Annotated in this window: 14 protein-coding genes and 1 pseudogene; 13 read left to right on the top strand and 2 right to left on the bottom strand. The window is 65.7% G+C overall.

Going from position 1 to position 18,979, the window contains the following annotated elements; translation table 11 throughout:
- Positions 1-321: 321 nt before the first annotated feature.
- Positions 322-1,521 (top strand): formaldehyde dehydrogenase, glutathione-independent, encoded by a 1,200-nt coding sequence (gene fdhA / locus AC07UK_RS13035; protein WP_436224976.1) that lies wholly within the window; start codon positions 322-324, stop codon positions 1,519-1,521.
- Between the two features lie 97 nt (positions 1,522-1,618).
- Here the strand turns inward: fdhA and AC07UK_RS13030 are convergent, their stop codons facing one another.
- Positions 1,619-2,644, bottom strand: coding sequence for a GlxA family transcriptional regulator (locus AC07UK_RS13030; RefSeq protein ID WP_436224977.1), 1,026 nt, complete (start codon positions 2,642-2,644; stop codon positions 1,619-1,621).
- Positions 2,645-3,102: 458 nt separating this feature from the next.
- Here AC07UK_RS13030 and AC07UK_RS13025 point away from each other — a divergent pair, with 458 nt between their 5' ends.
- The 10 genes from AC07UK_RS13025 to AC07UK_RS12980 all read left to right on the top strand — a co-directional run bounded on the left by AC07UK_RS13025 (position 3,103) and on the right by AC07UK_RS12980 (position 15,495).
- Complete coding sequence (locus tag AC07UK_RS13025; protein ID WP_494686384.1) at positions 3,103-4,377, top strand: serine hydroxymethyltransferase; 1,275 nt, start codon at positions 3,103-3,105, stop codon at positions 4,375-4,377.
- A gap of 29 nt (positions 4,378-4,406) precedes the next feature.
- The gene (locus AC07UK_RS13020; protein ID WP_494686385.1) at positions 4,407-5,378 is read left to right on the top strand and encodes a dipeptidase; all 972 of its coding nucleotides are present in this window, start codon (positions 4,407-4,409) and stop codon (positions 5,376-5,378) included.
- Between the two features lie 136 nt (positions 5,379-5,514).
- Entirely contained in the window at positions 5,515-6,048 is a 534-nt protein-coding gene (locus tag AC07UK_RS13015) for a DUF5943 domain-containing protein (RefSeq protein WP_494686386.1), read from the top strand.
- Positions 6,049-6,111: 63 nt separating this feature from the next.
- The gene (locus AC07UK_RS13010) at positions 6,112-8,175 is read left to right on the top strand and encodes an oxidoreductase (RefSeq protein ID WP_494686387.1); all 2,064 of its coding nucleotides are present in this window, start codon (positions 6,112-6,114) and stop codon (positions 8,173-8,175) included.
- Positions 8,176-8,177: 2 nt separating this feature from the next.
- A complete protein-coding gene (locus tag AC07UK_RS13005) occupies positions 8,178-10,103 on the top strand; it encodes a (Fe-S)-binding protein (RefSeq protein WP_494686388.1) in 1,926 nt (641 codons plus the stop codon).
- A gap of 4 nt (positions 10,104-10,107) precedes the next feature.
- Positions 10,108-11,274: an electron transfer flavoprotein subunit alpha/FixB family protein gene (locus AC07UK_RS13000; protein WP_494686389.1), complete on the top strand. Its 1,167-nt coding sequence runs from the start codon at positions 10,108-10,110 to the stop codon at positions 11,272-11,274.
- A complete protein-coding gene (locus AC07UK_RS12995; RefSeq protein ID WP_494686390.1) occupies positions 11,271-12,056 on the top strand; it encodes an electron transfer flavoprotein subunit beta/FixA family protein in 786 nt (261 codons plus the stop codon). Before AC07UK_RS13000 ends, AC07UK_RS12995 begins: the two co-directional genes overlap by 4 nt.
- A 55-nt stretch (positions 12,057-12,111) precedes the next feature.
- Entirely contained in the window at positions 12,112-13,353 is a 1,242-nt protein-coding gene (locus AC07UK_RS12990) for an aromatic ring-hydroxylating oxygenase subunit alpha (protein ID WP_436224985.1), read from the top strand.
- Between the two features lie 20 nt (positions 13,354-13,373).
- The gene (locus AC07UK_RS12985) at positions 13,374-14,516 is read left to right on the top strand and encodes an FAD-binding oxidoreductase (RefSeq protein WP_494686391.1); all 1,143 of its coding nucleotides are present in this window, start codon (positions 13,374-13,376) and stop codon (positions 14,514-14,516) included.
- Between the two features lie 115 nt (positions 14,517-14,631).
- On the top strand, positions 14,632-15,495 hold the full coding sequence (locus AC07UK_RS12980; RefSeq protein ID WP_211981937.1) for a glycine betaine ABC transporter substrate-binding protein: 864 nt from the start codon (positions 14,632-14,634) through the stop codon (positions 15,493-15,495).
- A 74-nt stretch (positions 15,496-15,569) separates the two neighbouring features.
- Here AC07UK_RS12980 and purU read toward each other — a convergent pair whose 3' ends face one another.
- Positions 15,570-16,442: a formyltetrahydrofolate deformylase gene (purU, locus tag AC07UK_RS12975; protein WP_436224987.1), complete on the bottom strand. Its 873-nt coding sequence runs from the start codon at positions 16,440-16,442 to the stop codon at positions 15,570-15,572.
- A gap of 478 nt (positions 16,443-16,920) precedes the next feature.
- On the opposite strand from purU, the pseudogene AC07UK_RS12970 reads away from it, so the two are divergent.
- Both AC07UK_RS12970 and choW read left to right on the top strand, forming a co-directional pair.
- Positions 16,921-18,081: pseudogene (locus AC07UK_RS12970) on the top strand (quaternary amine ABC transporter ATP-binding protein); the annotation flags it as partial.
- Positions 18,074-18,976, top strand: a complete 903-nt coding sequence (gene choW, locus AC07UK_RS12965) for a choline ABC transporter permease subunit (protein ID WP_494686392.1) — start codon at positions 18,074-18,076, stop codon at positions 18,974-18,976. The pseudogene AC07UK_RS12970 and the gene choW, both read left to right, overlap by 8 nt.
- Positions 18,977-18,979 lie beyond the last annotated feature (3 nt).

Here is an 18,979-nt window from a genome sequence, read left to right as displayed (position 1 = left end):
AAAAGTAAGGGCCTCGAATCAGGTTGCCTGAAGGCCCGGAATCTTAAGTAGACGCGGTAATCGAACGCCGATCTGGGGAAAAACCGTCGCCAGCTTGTGTGAAACCGTCATCGGGGCCGAGCGGTGCGGCTCCGCTCAGGATGCGCGCGGCGAGCGCGGTAATAGCTGGCGCAGGCTCCGATGTCGGCGACGTTCAAGCGCGCGTCGGATTTTGCACACAGGCGCCCCGGTGTCCCGGACTACTCTCGAAGGCGCGGCCGCGCATGCCGCGCGCCGATTGGCGCGCCGCGGCACGCTTCAACGATTGATGGAGACAAAGCGATGAGCAGCAACCGAGGTGTCGTATATCTTGAGCCGGGCAAGGTCGAGGTGCAGAAGATCGACTATCCGAAAATGGTCGATCCAAGCGGCCGTGCGATCGGCCACGGCGTGATCCTCAAGGTCGTGAGCACGAACATCTGCGGGTCGGACCAGCACATGGTGCGCGGGCGAACGACCGCGCCGGCCGGTCTTGTGCTCGGTCACGAGATCACCGGCGAGGTGATCGAGGTCGGGCGCGACGTCGAGACGCTGAGGATCGGCGATCTGGTGTCGGTGCCGTTCAACGTTGCGTGCGGGCGCTGTGCGATGTGCAAGGAGCAGCACACCGGCGTATGCCTGAGCGTCAACCCGGCGCGTGCGGGTGGGGCGTACGGGTATGTCGACATGGGCGGATGGATCGGCGGCCAGGCGGAGTACGTGATGGTGCCGTATGCCGACTTCAACCTGCTGAAGTTCCCCGACCGCGACCAGGCGATGGCGAAGATCCGCGATCTCACCTGCCTGTCGGACATTTTGCCGACCGGCTATCACGGTGCCGTGACTGCGGGAGTGAAGCCCGGCTCGACCGTCTATATCGCCGGCGCGGGTCCGGTCGGCATGGCCGCGGCGGCTTCGGCGCGCCTGCTCGGCGCGGCCTGCACCATCGTCGGCGACATGAACCCGGCGCGCCTCGCCCACGCGAAGGCAATGGGTTTCGAAGTGGTCGATCTGTCGAAGGACGCGACACTTGGCGAGCAGATCGCCGAGATCCTTGGCACGCCGGAGATCGATTGCGCGGTCGATTGCGTCGGTTTCGAGGCGCACGGCCATGGCGCGTCCGGCCACGCGGAGGAGGCGCCGGCGACGGTGCTGAATTCACTGATGGAAATTACGCGGCCCGCCGGGGCGATCGGGATTCCGGGGCTCTACGTGACCGACGATCCGGGCGCCAAGGATACAGCGGCGCAGCACGGCAGCCTGAGCATCCGCTTCGGCCTTGGCTGGGCGAAGTCGCATTCGTTCCATACCGGGCAGACGCCAGTGCTCAAGTACAACCGCAACCTGATGCAGGCGATCCTGCACGGTCGTCTGCCGATCGCGGAGATCGTCAACGTGTCCGTGATCTCGCTTGAGCAGGCGCCGGAAGGCTACAAGCAGTTTGATGGCGGTGCGCCACGGAAATTCGTCATCGATCCGCACGGGATGCTGGCGGCGGCGTGATCAGTCGTTCGGGACCAGGAGCGGGCGGCCGATAAAGGGCCGCCCGTCTTCATTGGTGCGGCGTGCGTGTCGAACATCGCCACGCGCGCCGCGCGAGTCACGCATGCATCACCGGAGAATACTGCGCCGACCTGACAGGCGCCGGCGACGTTGCGAGCGGCGCGATCTGCTGCCTGCGTTCGCGCGTTGGCGCGACGCCGAACGCGTCGCGGTAGCTCTTGCTGAAATGGCACGCGGACTGGAAGCCGCACGCCATCGTGATGTGCATGATGGACATGTCGGTCTGCAGCAGTAGCTCGCGCGCGCGGCGCAGACGCAGCGTCAGGTAGTAATGCGTCGGCGTCATCCCGAGATGGTCGCGGAACAGGCGCTGCAGCTGCCGCTGCGACATGCTCGCCAGACGCGCTAGCTCTTCGCGCGACAGCGGCTCCTCGATATTGTTCTCCATCAGCGAGATCACCTCGAACAGCGACTTGTTCGCCGAGCCGAGGCGCGCCACCAGCGGCATCTTCTGCTGCGCGCTCGTGTCGCGCACATGTTCGACGATGAACTGCTCGGCGATCTGCGTGACGCGTGCGCTGCCGACGCGGAGGGTGATCAGGTTCAGCATCATGTCGAGCGGCGCGACGCCGCCCGTGCAGGTGATACGGTCGCGGTCGATCACGAACAGTTCCTTGAGGAAGCGTGTGTCGGGAAACTCTTCCTTCAGCGCCGACATGTTCTCCCAGTGGATGGCGCAGGCGTAGCCGGCGAGCAGCCCGGACTTGGCCAGGGCGTAGGTGCCGGTACACAGGCTGCCCAGCACGATGCCCTCGCGCGCCGCGCGGCGCAGCGCCGACAGGTAGTCCGCCGTGGTCGAGCGCTGCACGTCGACGCCGCCGCAGACGAAGACGATGTCCGGCCGCCCGATGCTGTCGGCGCGGGTGGTGTCGATTGCCAATCCGTTGCTCGCCGTAACCGGGCCGCCTTCCGGGCTGACGATGGACCAGCGGTACAGCTCCTGGCCACTGAGGTAGTTTGCCATCCGCAGCACCTCGATCGCGCTGGTAAACGCAATCATCGTGAAGTTGGGCAACGGCATGAAGGCGAAGTGGGACAGCGACGCGGTTCGGTCGGGCGACATGGGGGCGTTCCTTGAATTCTGATGGCGTTCAGGTCTGAAGCCTGGCTACCGTCTATGGCTTTAGTGATAAAGCGTGCGCAACAAACGTGCCATACGGCGAAACCCTACGTTTGGGGGGCTGGGCTCGTTTGGGACGAGCGGTGTTGCACCGGATGCGTGACACGCCGCACTCGCGCTGCCGCGCGCGGCACTACCGTAGTGCAGTGCAGCATGCAGGTGTGACGGGATAGGAGTCCGCCTTTTTGCACTTGCCCGTGTGCGTCCCATGGCCGACTTGTGCAAATCGGACGCGAATGGCGGAAAAGGAAAAGAACGCGTCTGAATTCATCAATCGACCCAATACCCGAACGACAAGAATAGACCCGTCGGCAACGCTGCGCCGACGAGGCAGGAAGACCCGGCAACCAGGGCCTGTCCCGCCTGTCAGGCAGCCATCTCAATCCCCCCACGGAAGCTCTATGTCGAACACCCAGTCATTCTTCTCGCAGCCCTTGGCCGAGCGCGACGCGCTGGTGCGGAGCGCACTCCTGAAAGAACTCGAGCGGCAGCAGTCGCAAGTCGAGCTGATCGCCTCGGAAAACATCGTGTCGCGCGCCGTGCTCGAAGCGCAGGGCTCGGTGCTGACCAACAAGTACGCGGAAGGATACCCGGGCAAGCGCTACTACGGCGGCTGTGAGTTCGCGGACCAGGTCGAGTCGCTCGCGATCGAGCGCGTGAAGCAGCTCTTCAACGCCGGCTTTGCCAACGTCCAGCCGCACTCCGGCGCGCAGGCGAACGGCTCGGTCATGCTCGCACTGACGAAGCCGGGCGACACCGTGCTCGGCATGTCGCTCGATGCGGGTGGTCACCTGACGCATGGGGCGAAACCCGCCCTGTCGGGCAAGTGGTTCAATGCCGTGCAGTACGGCGTGAACCGCGACACGATGCTGATCGACTACGACCAGGTCGAAGCGCTTTCGCACGAGCACAAGCCGAGCCTGATCATCGCCGGCTTTTCCGCGTATCCGCGCAAGCTGGATTTCGCCCGCTTCCGCGCGATTGCCGATAGCGTCGGCGCGAAGCTGATGGTCGACATGGCGCACATCGCCGGCGTGATTGCCGCGGGCCGTCATCCGAACCCGGTCGAGCACGCGCATGTGGTCACGTCGACGACGCACAAGACCCTGCGCGGCCCGCGCGGCGGCTTCGTGCTGACCAACGACGAGGAGATCGCGAAGAAGATCAACTCGGCCGTGTTCCCGGGCCTGCAGGGCGGCCCGTTGATGCACGTGATCGCGGGCAAGGCGGTCGCCTTCGGCGAGGCGCTGCAGCCGGAATTCAAGACCTACATCGACAACGTGCTTGCCAACGCAGCGGCGCTTGGTGAAGTGCTGAAGGCGGGCGGCGTCGACCTGGTCACGGGCGGCACCGACAACCATCTGCTGCTGGTTGACCTGCGGCCGAAGGGGCTGAAGGGCACGCAGGTCGAGCAGGCGCTCGAGCGCGCCGGCATCACCTGCAACAAGAACGGTATCCCGTTCGATACCGAGAAGCCAACCATCACCTCGGGCATCCGGCTCGGCGCCCCGGCCGCGACAACGCGCGGCTTCGGCGTCACGGAGTTCCGCGAGATCGGCCGCCTGATCCTCGACGTGTTCGAGGCGCTGCGCGCCAACCCGGAAGGCGACCAGGCCACTGAACAGCGCGTGCGCCGCGAGATCTTCGCGCTTTGCGAACGCTTCCCGATCTACTGACCCGCGTACCGAAAAGACTGGAGCAACCAATGAGCGCGCTGCATCAGGACAGCATCATCATCGACGGCCTGAACATCTCCAAGTTCGAGCGTTCGGTTTTCGAAGACATGCACAAGGGCGGCATCACCGCGGCGAACTGTACGGTGTCGGTGTGGGAGAACTTCACCAAGACCGTCGACAACATCGCACTGATGAAGAAGCAGATCCGCGACAACGCCGAGCTGCTGACGCTGGTGCGGACCACCGACGACATCCTGCGCGCGAAGCGGGAAGGCAAGACCGGCGCGATCCTCGGCTTCCAGAACGCGCACGCGTTCGAGGACAACCTTGGCTATATCGAAGCGTTCGCCGACATGGGCGTGCGTGTGGTGCAGCTCTGCTACAACACCCAGAACCTGGTCGGCACCGGCTGCTACGAGCGCGACGGCGGGCTGTCCGACTTCGGCCGCGAAGTCATCACCGAGATGAACCGCGTCGGGATCATGGTCGATCTGTCGCACGTCGGTGGCAACACGTCGTCCGAAGCGATCGCGTTCTCGAAGAAGCCGGTCTGCTATTCACACTGCCTGCCGTCCGGTCTCAAGGAGCATCCGCGCAACAAGAGCGATGCGCAGCTGCGGGAGATTGCCGATGCGGGCGGCTTCGTCGGCGTGACGATGTTCGCGCCGTTCCTCAAGCGCGGCATCGAGGCGACGGTCGACGACTACATCGAAGCGATCGACTACGTCGTGAACCTGGTCGGCGAGGACGCGGTCGGTATCGGCACCGACTTCACGCAGGGCTACAGCACTGAGTTCTTCGACATGCTGACGCACGACAAGGGCCGTTATCGCCGCCTGACCAACTTCGGCAAGGTGATCAACCCGGAAGGCATCCGGACCATCGGCGAGTTCCCGAACCTGACCGCGGCGATGGAGCGTGCGGGCTGGAAGGCGTCGCGCATCCGCAAGATCATGGGTGAGAACTGGGTGCGCGTGTTCAAGGACGTCTGGGGCGCGTAATCCACACATAAGCCGCCAGTTCTTTCACGCAATCACAAAAACACGGGACGTGCCTGCGCGAAACGCGCTGGCACGCGGGCGATGCCGCGCCTGCGCGATGACGCAAACGGCCATTTTTCCTCACGGAGTCACCACGATGCAACCGCAACTGCCGATCAACGTCGATCCCGATACCGGCGTCTGGACCACCGATGCGCTGCCCATGCTGTATGTGCCGCGCCACTTCTTCACCAACAACCACGTCGCCGTCGAAGAGGCGCTGGGCCGCGATACCTATGTGGAGATCCTCTACAAGGCCGGCTACAAGTCCGCGTACCACTGGTGCGACAAGGAAGCGAAGCTGCACGCGATCAGCGGGATGGCGGTGTTCGAGCACTACCTGAAACGGCTGTCGCAGCGCGGCTGGGGACTGTTCTCGATCCTGGAGGCCGATCCGGCGACGGCCCGCGCGCGCATCGCGCTGCGGCACTCGTCATTCGTGCTCGCGCAGCCGGAAAAGGAAGGCAAGCTTTGCTACATGTTCGCCGGCTGGTTCGCTGGCGCGATGGACTGGGTCAATGACACGACGCCAGCAGGCAAGGGCGCACCGCGCGCGCAGTCGAAGGAGGTGCAGTGCGCGGCCGAGGGTCACGATCATTGCGTGTTCGAAGTGTCGCCAGTCGCCCACTAAGCAACTTGCACCGACCGAACCCGTCCGCACTACGAACCATACAAACGCCAGAGGTCGTCCGCGATGCGTTATCCCCACTTGTTCAAACCTTTGCAGCTCAACCAGCTGACGCTGCGCAACCGGATCGTCAGCACCGCGCACGCCGAGGTGTATGCGGAGCCGGGCGGCTTGCCGGGCGACCGTTACATTCGCTATTACGAAGAGAAGGCGAAGGGCGGCGTCGGCCTGGCGATCTGCGGTGGCTCGAGCCCGGTCTCCATCGACAGTCCCCAGGGCTGGTGGAAGTCGGTGAACCTGGCGACCGACCAGATCATCGATCCGCTGTCGCGTCTCGCCGAGACGATGCACCGTCACGGCGCGAAGATCATGATCCAGGCGACGCATATGGGGCGCCGCTCGGCGTTTCACGGCGAGCACTGGCCGCACCTGATGACGCCGTCCGGCGTGCGCGAGCCGGTGCACCGCGGCAACGCCAAGATCATCGAGGTCGAGGAGATCCGCCGGATCATCACCGACTTCGCCGCTGCTGCGAAGCGCGTCAAGGACGCGGGGATGGACGGCATCGAGATCTCGGCCGCGCACCAGCATTTGATCGACCAGTTCTGGAGCCCCCGCACCAACTTCCGCACGGACGAGTGGGGCGGCAGCCTGCAGAACCGCCTGCGCTTCGGCGTCGAGGTGCTGAAGGCGGTACGCGAGGCGGTCGGCAAGGACTTCTGCGTCGGACTGCGGATGTGCGGCGACGAATTCCATGAAGACGGTCTCGATCACGAGCAGCTCAAGGAGATCGCCCAGGCGATGTCCGAATCGGGGCTGATCGACTATCTCGGCGTGATCGGATCCGGCGCGGATACGCACAACACGCTCGCGAACTGCATGCCGCCGATGGCGCTGCCGCCCGAGCCGTTCGTGCATCTCGCCGCGGGTATCAAGGCGGTGGTCAAGGTGCCGGTGATGCACGCGCAGAGCATCCGCGACGCGGGCCAGGCCGAGCGCCTGCTCGCCAGCGGCATGGTCGACCTGGTCGGCATGACGCGCGCGCAGATGGCCGATCCGCATATGGTCATCAAGATCCGCGACGGGCGCGAGGACGAGATCAAGCAATGCGTCGGCGCGAACTACTGCATCGACCGCCAGTACAACGGCCTGGACGTGTTGTGCGTGCAGAACGCGGCGACGTCGCGCGAGGCGACCATGCCTCACCTGATCGAGAAGTCGCGCGGCCCGAAGCGCAAGGTCGTCGTGGTCGGCGCGGGTCCGGCGGGGCTGGAGGCGGCGCGCGTCGCGCGTTCGCGCGGACATGACGTTGTGCTGTTCGAGAAGAACACCGAAGTGGGCGGGCAGATCATGCTGGCGTCGAAGGCGCCGCAGCGCGAGCAGATGGCGGGCATCGTGCGCTGGTTCGACATGGAGACCAAACGCCTCGGCGTCGACCGGCGCCTGGGCGTCGAAGCCGACGCGAAGATGATCATGGCGGAGAAGCCGGACATCATCGTGCTGGCGACCGGCGGCCGCGCATTCTCCGACCAGGTGCCCGCGTGGGGCGTCGCCGAGGGGCTGGCGGTCAGCTCGTGGGATGTGCTGTCCGGGCGCGTCGAAGCGAAGCAGAACGTGCTGGTCTACGACGGCGTGAGCACGCATGCAGGCGCGGGCGTGGCCGACTACCTGGCCAGTCGCGGCGCCAAGGTGGAGATCGTCACGCCCGATGTGAAGGTTGCCGATGACTGCGGCGGCACGACGTTCCCGATCTTCTATCGCCGCCTGTACGCGCAGGGCGTGATCCACACCCCGAACTACTGGCTCGATCGCGTCTACGAGGAGGACGGCAAGAAGATCGCGGTGCTGCGCAACGAGTACACGGAAGAACTCGAGGAACGCGCGGTCGACCAGGTGGTGATCGAGAACGGTTCGACGCCGAACGACGCGCTGTACTGGAAGCTGAAGCCGGAATCGCTCAACCGCGGCCAGGTCGACGTGCACAAGCTGTTCGCTGCGGAGCCGCAGCCGTGCCTGTCGGAGACGCTCGGCAACGGCCGCTTCCTGTTGTTCCGGGTCGGTGACTGCATCTCGATGCACAACATCCACGGCGCGATCTACGACGCGCTGCGGCTCGTGAAGGATTTCTGACGATGAACCCGTCCAACCTGATTACCGTCCTGCTCTGGCTGTCGGTGGCGGGGCTCGCCTTCGCGGTGTTGAAGCGCGCGTCGTACTGGCGGCTCGGGCGGGCGAGCGCGCCCGGCACGCTCGGCATTGCCAATCTGTTCGCGATCCCCAAGCGCTATTTCGTCGACCTGCACCACGTGGTCGCACGCGACCCGTACATCGCCAAGACGCACGTCGCCACGGCCGGCGGCGCGATCGGCGCGCTTGCGCTGGTGTTCGTCAACTACGGTCTCGCCATCTACTCGCCCTGGCTCGACAAGCTGACCTTTGCCGCGGCGCTGGTGATGCTGGTCGGTGCGGTGTTCGTGTGGCGCCGGCGCCGGTCGAAGGACGTGCCCGCGCGCCTGTCGAAGGGGCCGTGGAATACGCTGCCATGGCTGCTCGGTTCGTTCGCGCTCGGGCTCGCCCTGTTCTCGCTGGTACCGGCCGGTCTGATGTCGGGCGCGTTCGCCGTGTTCTGCGCGGTGCTGATCGCCGTCGGCGCCCTGGCCATGACGGTCGGCGCGGCGCAAGGCGGGCCGATGAAGCATGCGATCGCGGGCCTGCTGCATCTTGCATTCCATCCGCGCCAGGAGCGCTTCGCGGCGTCGCCCGAGTCGTACACAGGAAACGGCACCGCCACGCCGCCGACCGCGCTCAAGCTGCCCGACATCGATCAGCGGGAGTATGGCGTCGCGAAGCCGGTCGAGTTCCGCTGGAACCAGTTGCTGAGCTTCGACGCGTGCGTGCAGTGCGGCAAGTGCGAGGCCGCATGTCCGGCGTTCGCTTCGGGCCAGCCGCTGAACCCGAAGAAGCTGATCCAGGATCTCGTCGTCGGGATGGCGGGCGGAACCGATGCCGCGTACGCAGGCAGCCCGACCCCCGGCATTCCCGTCGGCCGGCATCGCGGCGAGCCGAACGGCCCGATCGTATCCGGCCTGATCGAGGCACAGACATTGTGGTCGTGTACCACCTGCCGCGCTTGCGTGCAGGAGTGCCCGATGCTGATCGAGCACGTCGATGCCATCGTCGACATGCGCCGCAACCAGACGCTTGAGCATGGCACCGTGCCGGGCAAGGGCGCCGAAGTGCTCGCGAACCTGCGCGAAACCGGCACGATGGGCGGCTACGATACCGCTGCGCGCTATGACTGGTCGGTCGACCTGAATGCGCCGGTGGCGCAGCCCGGCAAGACGGTCGACGTGCTGATCGTCGCCGGCGAGGGCGCGTTCGACATGCGCTACCAGCGCACGCTGCGCGCGTTCGTCAAGGTGCTGAACCAGGCGGGCGTCGACTATGCGGTGCTCGGCGAGGTGGAAACCGACACTGGCGATGTCGCGCGCCGCCTGGGCGACGAGGCGACCTTCCAGCAGCTGGCCAAGCACCTGATCGGCACGCTCGGCACGCTGTCGTTCCGCCAGATCGTGACGGCCGATCCGCACGCGATGCACAGCCTGCGTAACGAATACCGTGCGCTGGGTCTGCGTGTCGAGGTGAAGCATCACACCACCTATATGGCTGAGCTCGCGTCGAGCGGGCTGATCGCGCCGAAAGCGGTCGAGGCGCTGCGCGACAAGCGCATCACCTATCACGATCCCTGCTATCTCGGCCGCTACAACGGCGAAACCGAAGCCCCGCGCAAGCTGCTGAAGACGATCGGCATCCAGGTGGTCGAGATGGAACGCAACGGCATGCGCGGGCGCTGCTGCGGCGGCGGGGGTGGCGCACCGTTGACAGATATTCCCGGCAAGCAGCGCATCCCCGACATCCGCATCGCCGATGCGCGCGCGGCGGGCGCGGACGTGGTCGCGGTCGGATGCCCGAACTGCACGGCGATGCTGGAAGGCGTCGTCGGCCCGCGCCCTGACGTGCTTGACGTGGCTGAACTGGTCGCCGCCTCGCTGGAGTGAATCGATGAACACGACGAAACGAATCGACCCGCGCCGGCCGTTCATCATCACGGCGGCGGGCCTCAGGCGGATCACGCTGGGCGAGTCCGGCAGCGCGGACGCAAGCGCCGCGCACTGGCCCGCGCACGGCCACGCAGCCGAGGGGGCAAAGCCACGGCGGATGGTGAAGGAGCCGCGCCATGTGCTGCTCGTCGCCGCGCACAGCGAACGCGGCGCGCTGGACGAGCATGCGCGCCAGGCAGTCGCGGCGGCCGCGCTGCTCGCCGATGCGCAGACCGAAGTGATGCTGATGGTGTTCGGGGAACTGAAGGACGACGCGGCGGAGCTCGGCGTCGACAAGCTTATCGCGCTGCCAGAGTTCGACCGGCGCACGTTCGCGCCAGACAGCGAGCTGCGGGCACTGCAGGCGTGCGCGACGGCGCTGTCGCCCCGGCATGTCTTCCTGCCCGACAACGCGAACGGCGACGGCGATCTCGGCCGGCGATACGCGGCTGCGGCGGGCGCCAGCGTCGCGACGGAAGTGGTCGAGATCGACGCGCGGCATGTCGGCGTGTATGCGCACGCCAGGCGTGCGTTCGCGACCCGAGCGCTGCCCGAGGTCATCCTGCTCGCGCCAGGGGCGGTTGACACGAAGCTGCCGTTCACCGGCGCGGGCGAGCGCCTGTCCGGCGAATTCCTGCACGCCAGGGGAGGGACGCAACTGTATCGCGACCTCGGTGTCGAGGAAATCGATGCCGCCCAGGTCGCGCTGGAGGAGGCGGACTTCATCGTGGCGGCTGGCAACGGCGTGACCGACGTCGGCGCCTTCGAGCGGCTCGCGGGCGCGTTCGGCGCCGCGATCGCCGCCAGCCGCGTCGCGGTCGACAACGGGCATTTCACGCGTGACAAGCAGGTCGGCGCGACCGGCAAGACCGTCGAGGCCAGCGTCTACATTGCGTTTGGTATCTCCGGCGCGGTGCAGCACCTGCAAGGCATCAAGGACTGCCGTCACGTGATCGCAGTCAATCTGGACGGCAGCGCGCCGATCGCCAAACGCGCGAACCTGACCATCGTCGGCGACGCGCAGGCAACGATCGCCGCACTGTTCGAGCAGGTCCAGGCCGCGCGCCCCGCACGGGGTCAGCAGCCGGCCGCAGCCCGTCCCCGCGAAGCCGCAGGAGCCGCAGCATGAACGCCCCCACACAAGTGCAACGTATCGCGGTGCTGGTGTCCGTCGGCCGCCATCCGGTCAGCGGCGCACCGCGCTACAGCCGCAACGACGCCGCCGCGCTCGAGCTCGGCCGCGGCCTCGCGGAAAAATATCGCGCGCGGCTCGCCGTGATTCACGCGGGCGACGCCGCCGATCCCGCGCTCAACGACTACCTGGCGCTCGGCGCGAGCGAAGTCCAGGTGCTCGCTTGCGCGGGTGGCGAAGACGCCGCGCGCGCGCTTGCCGCCCACGTGAAGGACTATGACCTCGTGCTGACCGGCACCCGCGCGGAGGGCGCGTACGACACAGGGATGTTGCCCTACGGCGTTGCCGCGGCGCTCGGCTGGCCGCTGGTCGGATCGGCCGTCGACGTCGACATCGGCGGTGGTCGCGTCGCCGTGCGGCAGTTCCTGCCGAAGGGACTGCGCCGGCGCGTCGATGCCACGCTGCCCGCGGTGGTTGCCGTACATCCGCTCGCGAACGCGCAGCCCCGCTATGCGTACGCGCGGCTGCGCGCGGGCACGATCCGGCCGGTGCCTGCGGCGCGATGTGAAGATGGCGCCGCCGCCGCATGGACGCTCGGCACCGTCGAGCGCAAGCCGGTCAGGCTGGCCGCCGCCGAGAAGCGCTCCGGGCATGCCCGGATGCTGTCTGCGACGACGACCGAGAGCCGCGGCGGGAACGTCGTAAATGGTGGGACTTCGGTCGAAAAAGCACAAGTGATCCTCGCCTACTTGCGCGAGCATCAACTCATCGACTACTGACACGTTGCCGGTCTGTCGGCAAGCAACCAGGGATGCAGGAAATCCGGAGCAAACAATGAAAGTATCGGCAGACATTCGCGCGCTGGTGGAGCGGCGCAAGGCGGGATACAGCCTCGAGGCGCCTTTCTATCTGAGCGAGGAGATTTTCGCGCTGGACATGGAGGCGATTTTCCGCAAGCACTGGATCCAGGTGGCGGTCGAGCCTGACGTGCCGGAGCCGGGCGATTATGTGACGGTCGAGCTCGGCCACGACTCGATCCTGATCGTGCGCGACGATGACATGCAGGTCCGCGCGTTCCACAACGTCTGCCGCCATCGCGGCGCGCGGCTGTGCAACGCGGACAAGGGCACGGTCGGCAACATCGTCTGCCCGTATCACAGCTGGACCTACAACCTGAACGGCGACCTGATGTTCGCCGAGCACATGGGCGAGAAGTTCGACCGCTGCAAGCACAGCCTGAAGTCCGTTCACGTCGAGAACCTTGCCGGCCTGATCTTCGTCTGCCTCGCGGACGAGCCGCCAGCCGACTTCGCGGCGATGCGGGCCGCGATGGAGCCATACCTGCTGCCGCACAACCTGGCGGACACCAAGGTCGCCGCGCAGATCGATGTGCTCGAGAAAGGCAACTGGAAGCTCACGATGGAGAACAACCGCGAGTGCTATCACTGCGTGGCGAACCATCCGGAGCTGACCATTTCGTTGTACGAGTACGGCTTCGGCTATCAGCGCTCGCCCGCCAACGCCGAGGGCATGGAAGCGTTCGAGCGCACCTGCATCGAGCGTGCCGCGGAATGGGAAGCGATGAGCCTGCCATCGGCGGAGATCGAGCAACTGCTCGACACCACCGGCTTCCGCACCCAGCGCCTGCCGCTCGACCGCAGCGGCGAATCGCAGACGCTCGACGCCAGGGTAGCGTCGAAGAAGCTGCTCGGCAAGTTCGAGCAAGCCGACCTGGGCGGGCTCTCGTTCTGGACGCAGCCGAACTCGTGGCATCACTTCATGAGCGACCACATCGTCACGTTCTCGGTGATCCCGCTGTCGGCCGGCGAAACGCTGGTTCGCACCAAGTGGCTGGTCCACAAGGATGCGCAGGAGGGCGTCGATTATGACGTGAAGAACCTGACCGCGGTGTGGAACGCGACCAACGACCAGGATCGCGCGCTGGTTGAGTACTCGCAGTGTGGCGCGGGCAGCAGCGCGTACGAACCCGGCCCGTACTCGCCGTTCACTGAAGGCCTGGTCGAGAAGTTCTCGGCCTGGTATATCGGCCGGCTGGCCGAGCAGATCGGCGCGTAGGCGCAACAGCGGAGGCAGACATGATGCGCGATGCGGTCTTTACCGAGCCAGCGGACAGCCGGGTAACCCGCCCGGCGTTCTGGAGCGCGCTCCCCGAGCGCTGGACGAGCGAGGTCGAGGAGACGCTCGTGTGCTGCCAGGTGCGGCAGGAAACCCACGACGTGAAGAGTTTCTTCTTCCGCTCGCCCGAGGGGAGGGCGTTTGTGTTCGAGCCGGGGCAGTTCATCACGCTCGAGCTGGATATCGAGGGCGAGACGATCAATCGCTGCTACACGGTCTCGTCGTCGCCGGCGCGGCCGCACACCATCTCGATCACGGTCAAGCGCGTGCCGGGCGGCAAAGTGTCGAACTGGCTGCATGACCACCTGAAGCCGGGGGCGTCGATCCGCGTGCTCGGCCCGGCCGGCGAGTTCACGTGCGCGCGCCATCCGGCGCGCAAGTACCTGTTCCTGTCCGCGGGCTCCGGCATCACGCCACTGATGTCGATGAGCCGGGCGCACCACGATCTCGCCGAAGATCGGGACATCGTGTTCGTGCACAGCGCGCGCACGCCGGACGACATCATCTTCGCGCGCGAGCTCGATCTGATCGCGGCAAGCCATGCGAATTTCCGCACGTCCTTTGTCTGCGAGCGGGTTGGCGCGCGCACCAGCTGGCCGGGCGTGACGGGCTTCCTGTCGCTGCCGTTGCTCAAGCTGATCGCGCCGGACTTCATGGAGCGCGAGATCTTCACGTGCGGGCCAGCGCCGTACATGAAGGCGGTGCGCGGCCTGCTCGACGAGGCGGGCTTCGAGCGCAGCCGCTACCACGAGGAGAGCTTCTCGTTCGAGGCACTGACCGCAGAGGCCAGCGAGCCGGTCGCCGATGCCGCCGCGGCGGCAAACGACGAGGCGGGGTCGGCGCAGTTCAATGTCAGCTTCGCCAGGAGCCAACGCGAGATCCTCTGCGGCGCGGGGCAGCATGTGCTCGACGCGGCGCGCCAGTCAGGCGTGCGGCTGCCGGCGTCATGCACGCAGGGGATGTGCGGGACCTGCAAGGTCAGGCTGGTTGCCGGGCAGGTCGAGATGAAGCACAACGGCGGCATCCGCCAGCGCGAGATTGACCAGGGCATGGTGCTGCTGTGCTGCAGCAAGCCGCTGTCGGATCTCGTGATCGATAAATAAGACGGGACGCCTGCCAGGCGGGTGGCGCAGCACGACGTCCGTCGCAATGCCTGGCCAGGGCGACGACGATTCTAACTAAACGGGGCGCTACCGCCCCGACCACTGGAGGTATGCCATGAAGCTCTTTGCAAAGGTGTTTTGGGCCGGCGCAGCGTCGGTGATGATGACATGGAGCGCGCTGGCGCTGGGGGATGCCAAGCCGACCTTGAAGATAGGCTACGTCGAGGGTTGGGACGACAGCGTCGCGACGACGAATGTCGCCGCACGGATCATCGAAAAGAAACTGGGCTACCCGGTGCAACTGGTGCCGGTCGCGGCGGGCGTGATGTGGCAGGGCGTCGCGCGCGGCGATCTCGATGCGACGCTGTCCGCCTGGCTGCCGGTGACGCAGGGCGCGTACTGGGATCAGTTCAAGGCCAAGGTTGTCAATCTCGGACCGAACTTCACTGAGGCAAGGATCGGCCTGATCGTTCCCGCGTCGGTGAGCGCGAAGAGCATCGATGACCTGAACGCGCAGAAGACGGCGTTCGAAGGCCGCATCGTTGGCATCGATGCCGGTGCCGGCGTGATGCGCAAGGCTTCCGAGGCGATCAAGAGTTATGGGCTCAGTTATTCGCTGATGCCGAGCTCGGGCAGCGCGATGACGGCCGAGCTGGCGCGCTCGATGAACGCGAACAAGCCGGTGATCGTCACGGGCTGGGCGCCGCACTGGATGTTCGCGAAGTGGAAGCTGCGTTTCCTGGAGGATCCGAAGAAGGTGTTCGGCGATGCCGAGCATGTCGACAACATCGTGAACCCGGGCCTGGAGACGAAGGCCAAGCCGGTTGTCGTATTCCTGAAGAAGTTCCAGTGGAAGCCGGGCGAGATCGATAGCGTGATGCTGGCGATCCAGAGCGGCACCAAGCCCGATGCGGCCGCCGATGCGTGGATCGCCGCGAATGCGGAACGCGTGAATGCATGGGTGGAGGGCGCGCATTAATTCGGCACGCGACCCAAGGAGACAGTATGCGCCGGCCACGATTCCATCGCGATCGTGGCCGGTGTGCATTGAGCTTACTGAAACACGACTGTCCGGTCCCCGTTCAGGAGCACCCGTCGTTCGATGAACGCGTTGACGGCGCGGGCCAGCGTGATGCACTCAACGTCGCGCCCGACGGCAAGCAGCTGGTCCGGCCGGTACGAATGATCGACACGCTCGACGACCTGCTCGATGATCGGGCCTTCGTCGAGATCGTCGGTGACGAAATGCGCGGTCGCGCCAATCAGCTTGACGCCGCGTGCATGTGCCTGGTGATACGGCTTCGCGCCCTTGAAGCCGGGCAGGAACGAGTGGTGGATGTTGATCGCGCAATTGGCCAGCCTGGCGCTTGTCTGTGGCGACAGCACCTGCATGTAGCGCGCAAGGATGACCAGCTCCGCACCGCTTGACTCGAACAGGTCAAGCCATTGCGCTTCCTGCTGCGCCTTGGTTTCGGGCGTGATGGGAAAGTGCCGGAACGGCAGGTCATGCTGCCGCGCGAGCGGCTCCAGGTCGGGATGGTTGGAAGCGATCCCGACGATGTCCATCTTCAACTCGCCCATGCGCCAGCGGAACAGCAGGTCCGCGAGGCAGTGCTCGAGCTTCGACACCATGATCAGCACCTTCGGGCGCGCGTACGCGTCGTGGATCGCCCATTGCATGCCGAAACCCTCCGCTATCGGCGTGAACTCCTGGCGCAACACGTCGACGCGCAGCGCTTGTTCGCGCGTCGGATGGAAGACGCAGCGCAGGAAGAAGCGGTTGCTCAGGTCGTCGTCGAAGACGGTCAGTTCATCGATGTAGCAGCGGTGACGCTCAAGCAGGCCGACCACGGCGGCGACCTGGCCGGGTGCGCTCGGGCACGACAGCGTCAGGATGAATTGTTGTGAACGAGACAGCGCGTCCATGCGATTCCTCTGTTGGGTTGAATGGCGCGGGGCGCAGCGTGCGCACGCATACCATGCGCGAAGTAGAGCAGGAGGAATGGCGGCCCGGATAGAACCGAAGCGCCGCGTGCATGGTATCGGCCCGTCATGCCGGAGCTTGCGGTGCGGGATGCTGTTGTCACGAACCGGAAGGGGACACGGGGCGCTTCAGAACCATTCCGCGTCGTTTGTGAACTGGCGGCGCCAGGGATCAGTTTCCGTTGTTTGCCCTTGTCGCATTTCTGCAAGCGCTTGTCGGAATTCGTCGGCAGGCGGGGGCCTTTTCTGGCAACTATGTAGGTATCGCGCAATTGCGCTTGTGATGCGACGGATCAGGTTTGCCGAGGGCATTCCAGGAAAAAGGTAGCAATACGCCGGCAACGCTCCCCGGACAGAGGGAAACGCAGCAAGGCATTGCTATGTGATGTGTGAGTCCCCGCAGGATCAGGAGAAGATTTCGATGGATAGTCCAAAGGTCGTGGTCGAAGGTCTGTGCAAGGTATTCGGAAGCAATCCGAAGCAGGCGCTCGATATGCTCGCATCCGGTTCGACGAAAGACGAAGTGTTCAGGCGCACCGGCCAGGTCGTCGGCGTGCACAACGTGTCGTTCGAGGTGCAGGAAGGCGAAATTTTCGTGCTGATGGGCCTGTCAGGCTCCGGCAAGTCGACGTTGATCCGTCTCGTGAACCGGCTCGTCGAACCGACCGCCGGCAAGGTGCTGATCGGTGGCCGCGACGTGGCGGCCGTAAGCTGCTCGGAACTGATCGCGCTGCGCCGCACGGACATGAGCATGGTGTTCCAGTCGTTCGCGCTGATGCCACAGCGCACCGTGCTTTCGAACGCCGCATTCGGGCTGGAGGTGGCTGGCGTGAGCAGGAAGGAGCGCGAGCGCCGTGCCATGGATGTGCTTGAGCAGGTCGGCCTGGCGACGTTTGCGCAGAAGCTTCCCCGCGAGTTGTCGGGCGGCATGCAGCAACGCGTCGGCCTTGCGCGCGCGCTTGCCGTCAACCCGTCGCTAATGATCATGGACGAGGCGTTCTCCGCGCTCGATCCGCTCAAGCGAAAGGAAATGCAGAACGTGCTGCTGCAGCTGCAGAAGGAGCATCGGCGCACGATCATGTTCGTGTCGCACGACCTGGAAGAAGCGCTGCGCATCGGCAGCCGGATTGCAATCATGGAAGGCGGCCGCCTGGTCCAGGTCGGCACGCCGCAGGAAATCATTGCGAGGCCGGCCGACGACTACGTCCGCACGTTCTTCGACGGCATCGACACCTGCCGCTACCTGACCGCCGGCGACCTGATGCAGACCGACGCCGTGCCGATCGTGTCAAAGCCCGATGCGGCGAGCATCGCCAGGACGCTGAACGGTCACGCCAGCTATGCCTTTGTGCTCGATGCCCAGCGCAAGGTCCGTGGCTGCGTCATGCGCGATGCTGCGCCGGACGTGCGGCCGGTCGAAAGCATCCGGCGCGATGCGTCGCTTGAACACGTCGTCGAGCGCGTCGTCGCGAGCCCGAACGCGCTGCCGGTCGTCGACCACGACGGCTGCTACTGCGGCTCGGTTGACCGTGCCGTCATCCTGAAGGCCATCACGCACCACTCGCGAGGTAACCATGTCTGAAATGCTTCCGCTCGGCCGCTGGGTCGACCAGTCTGTCCACTACCTGCTCGATCACGACGCGGCGACGTTCGACGCGATCGGGCGCGCGATCGAGGGGCTTGCCGCACTGATCGAGCACGGCCTGCAGGCGGTGCCGATGTGGCTGATGATGGCGATCTTCATCGGCATCGGCATCGGCCTCTGGCGCGTCGGTTGGCGCTTCGCGCTGTTCACGGCCGCGTCGCTGTTCGTGATCTTCGCGACAGGGTTCTGGGACCAGACCGTCATCACGCTGGGCCTTACACTGTCGTCGACCATCATCAGCCTGCTGCTCGGGATTCCGCTCGGCATCTGGGCGGCGAAGAGCAGGGTAGTCGCGGCCGTCGTGCGTCCGATCCTGGACCTGATGCAGACCATGCCGGCGTTCGTCTACCTGATTCCTGCCGCGATGCTGTTCGGTCTCGGCCGCGTTCCGGGCATCCTGTCGACGGTGATCTTTGCGATGCCGCCCGCGGTGCGTCTGACGAGCCTTGGCATCCGCCAGGTGAACATGGAGATCGTCGAGGCCGGCCAGGCGTTCGGTTGCACGCCGTGGCAGCTTCTGTACAAGGTGCAGTTTCCGAACGCGCTGCCGTCGATCATGCAGGGCGTCAACCAGACGATCATGATGGCGCTGTCGATGGTGATCATCGCCTCGATGGTTGGCGCGGGCGGCCTGGGCAACGAGGTGCTGGCGAGCATCCAGCGTCTGGACATCGGCCTGGGCTTTGAAAGCGGCCTGTCGGTCGTGCTGCTGGCAATTGTCCTCGACCGCATCACCGAGAGCTTCGGCCGCGCGCCGGGCACGGCGAAGGCGCCGCTGTTCTGGGGGCTCAGGCAACTGTTTGGCGCCAAGGCCACGACAGCGCAAGCCTGATCC

This window comes from Cupriavidus sp. GW821-FHT07C08, from assembly GCF_059419025.1.
Note: the sequence above shows the minus strand (reverse complement) of the source record. Positions and strands in the feature narration are given on the sequence as shown.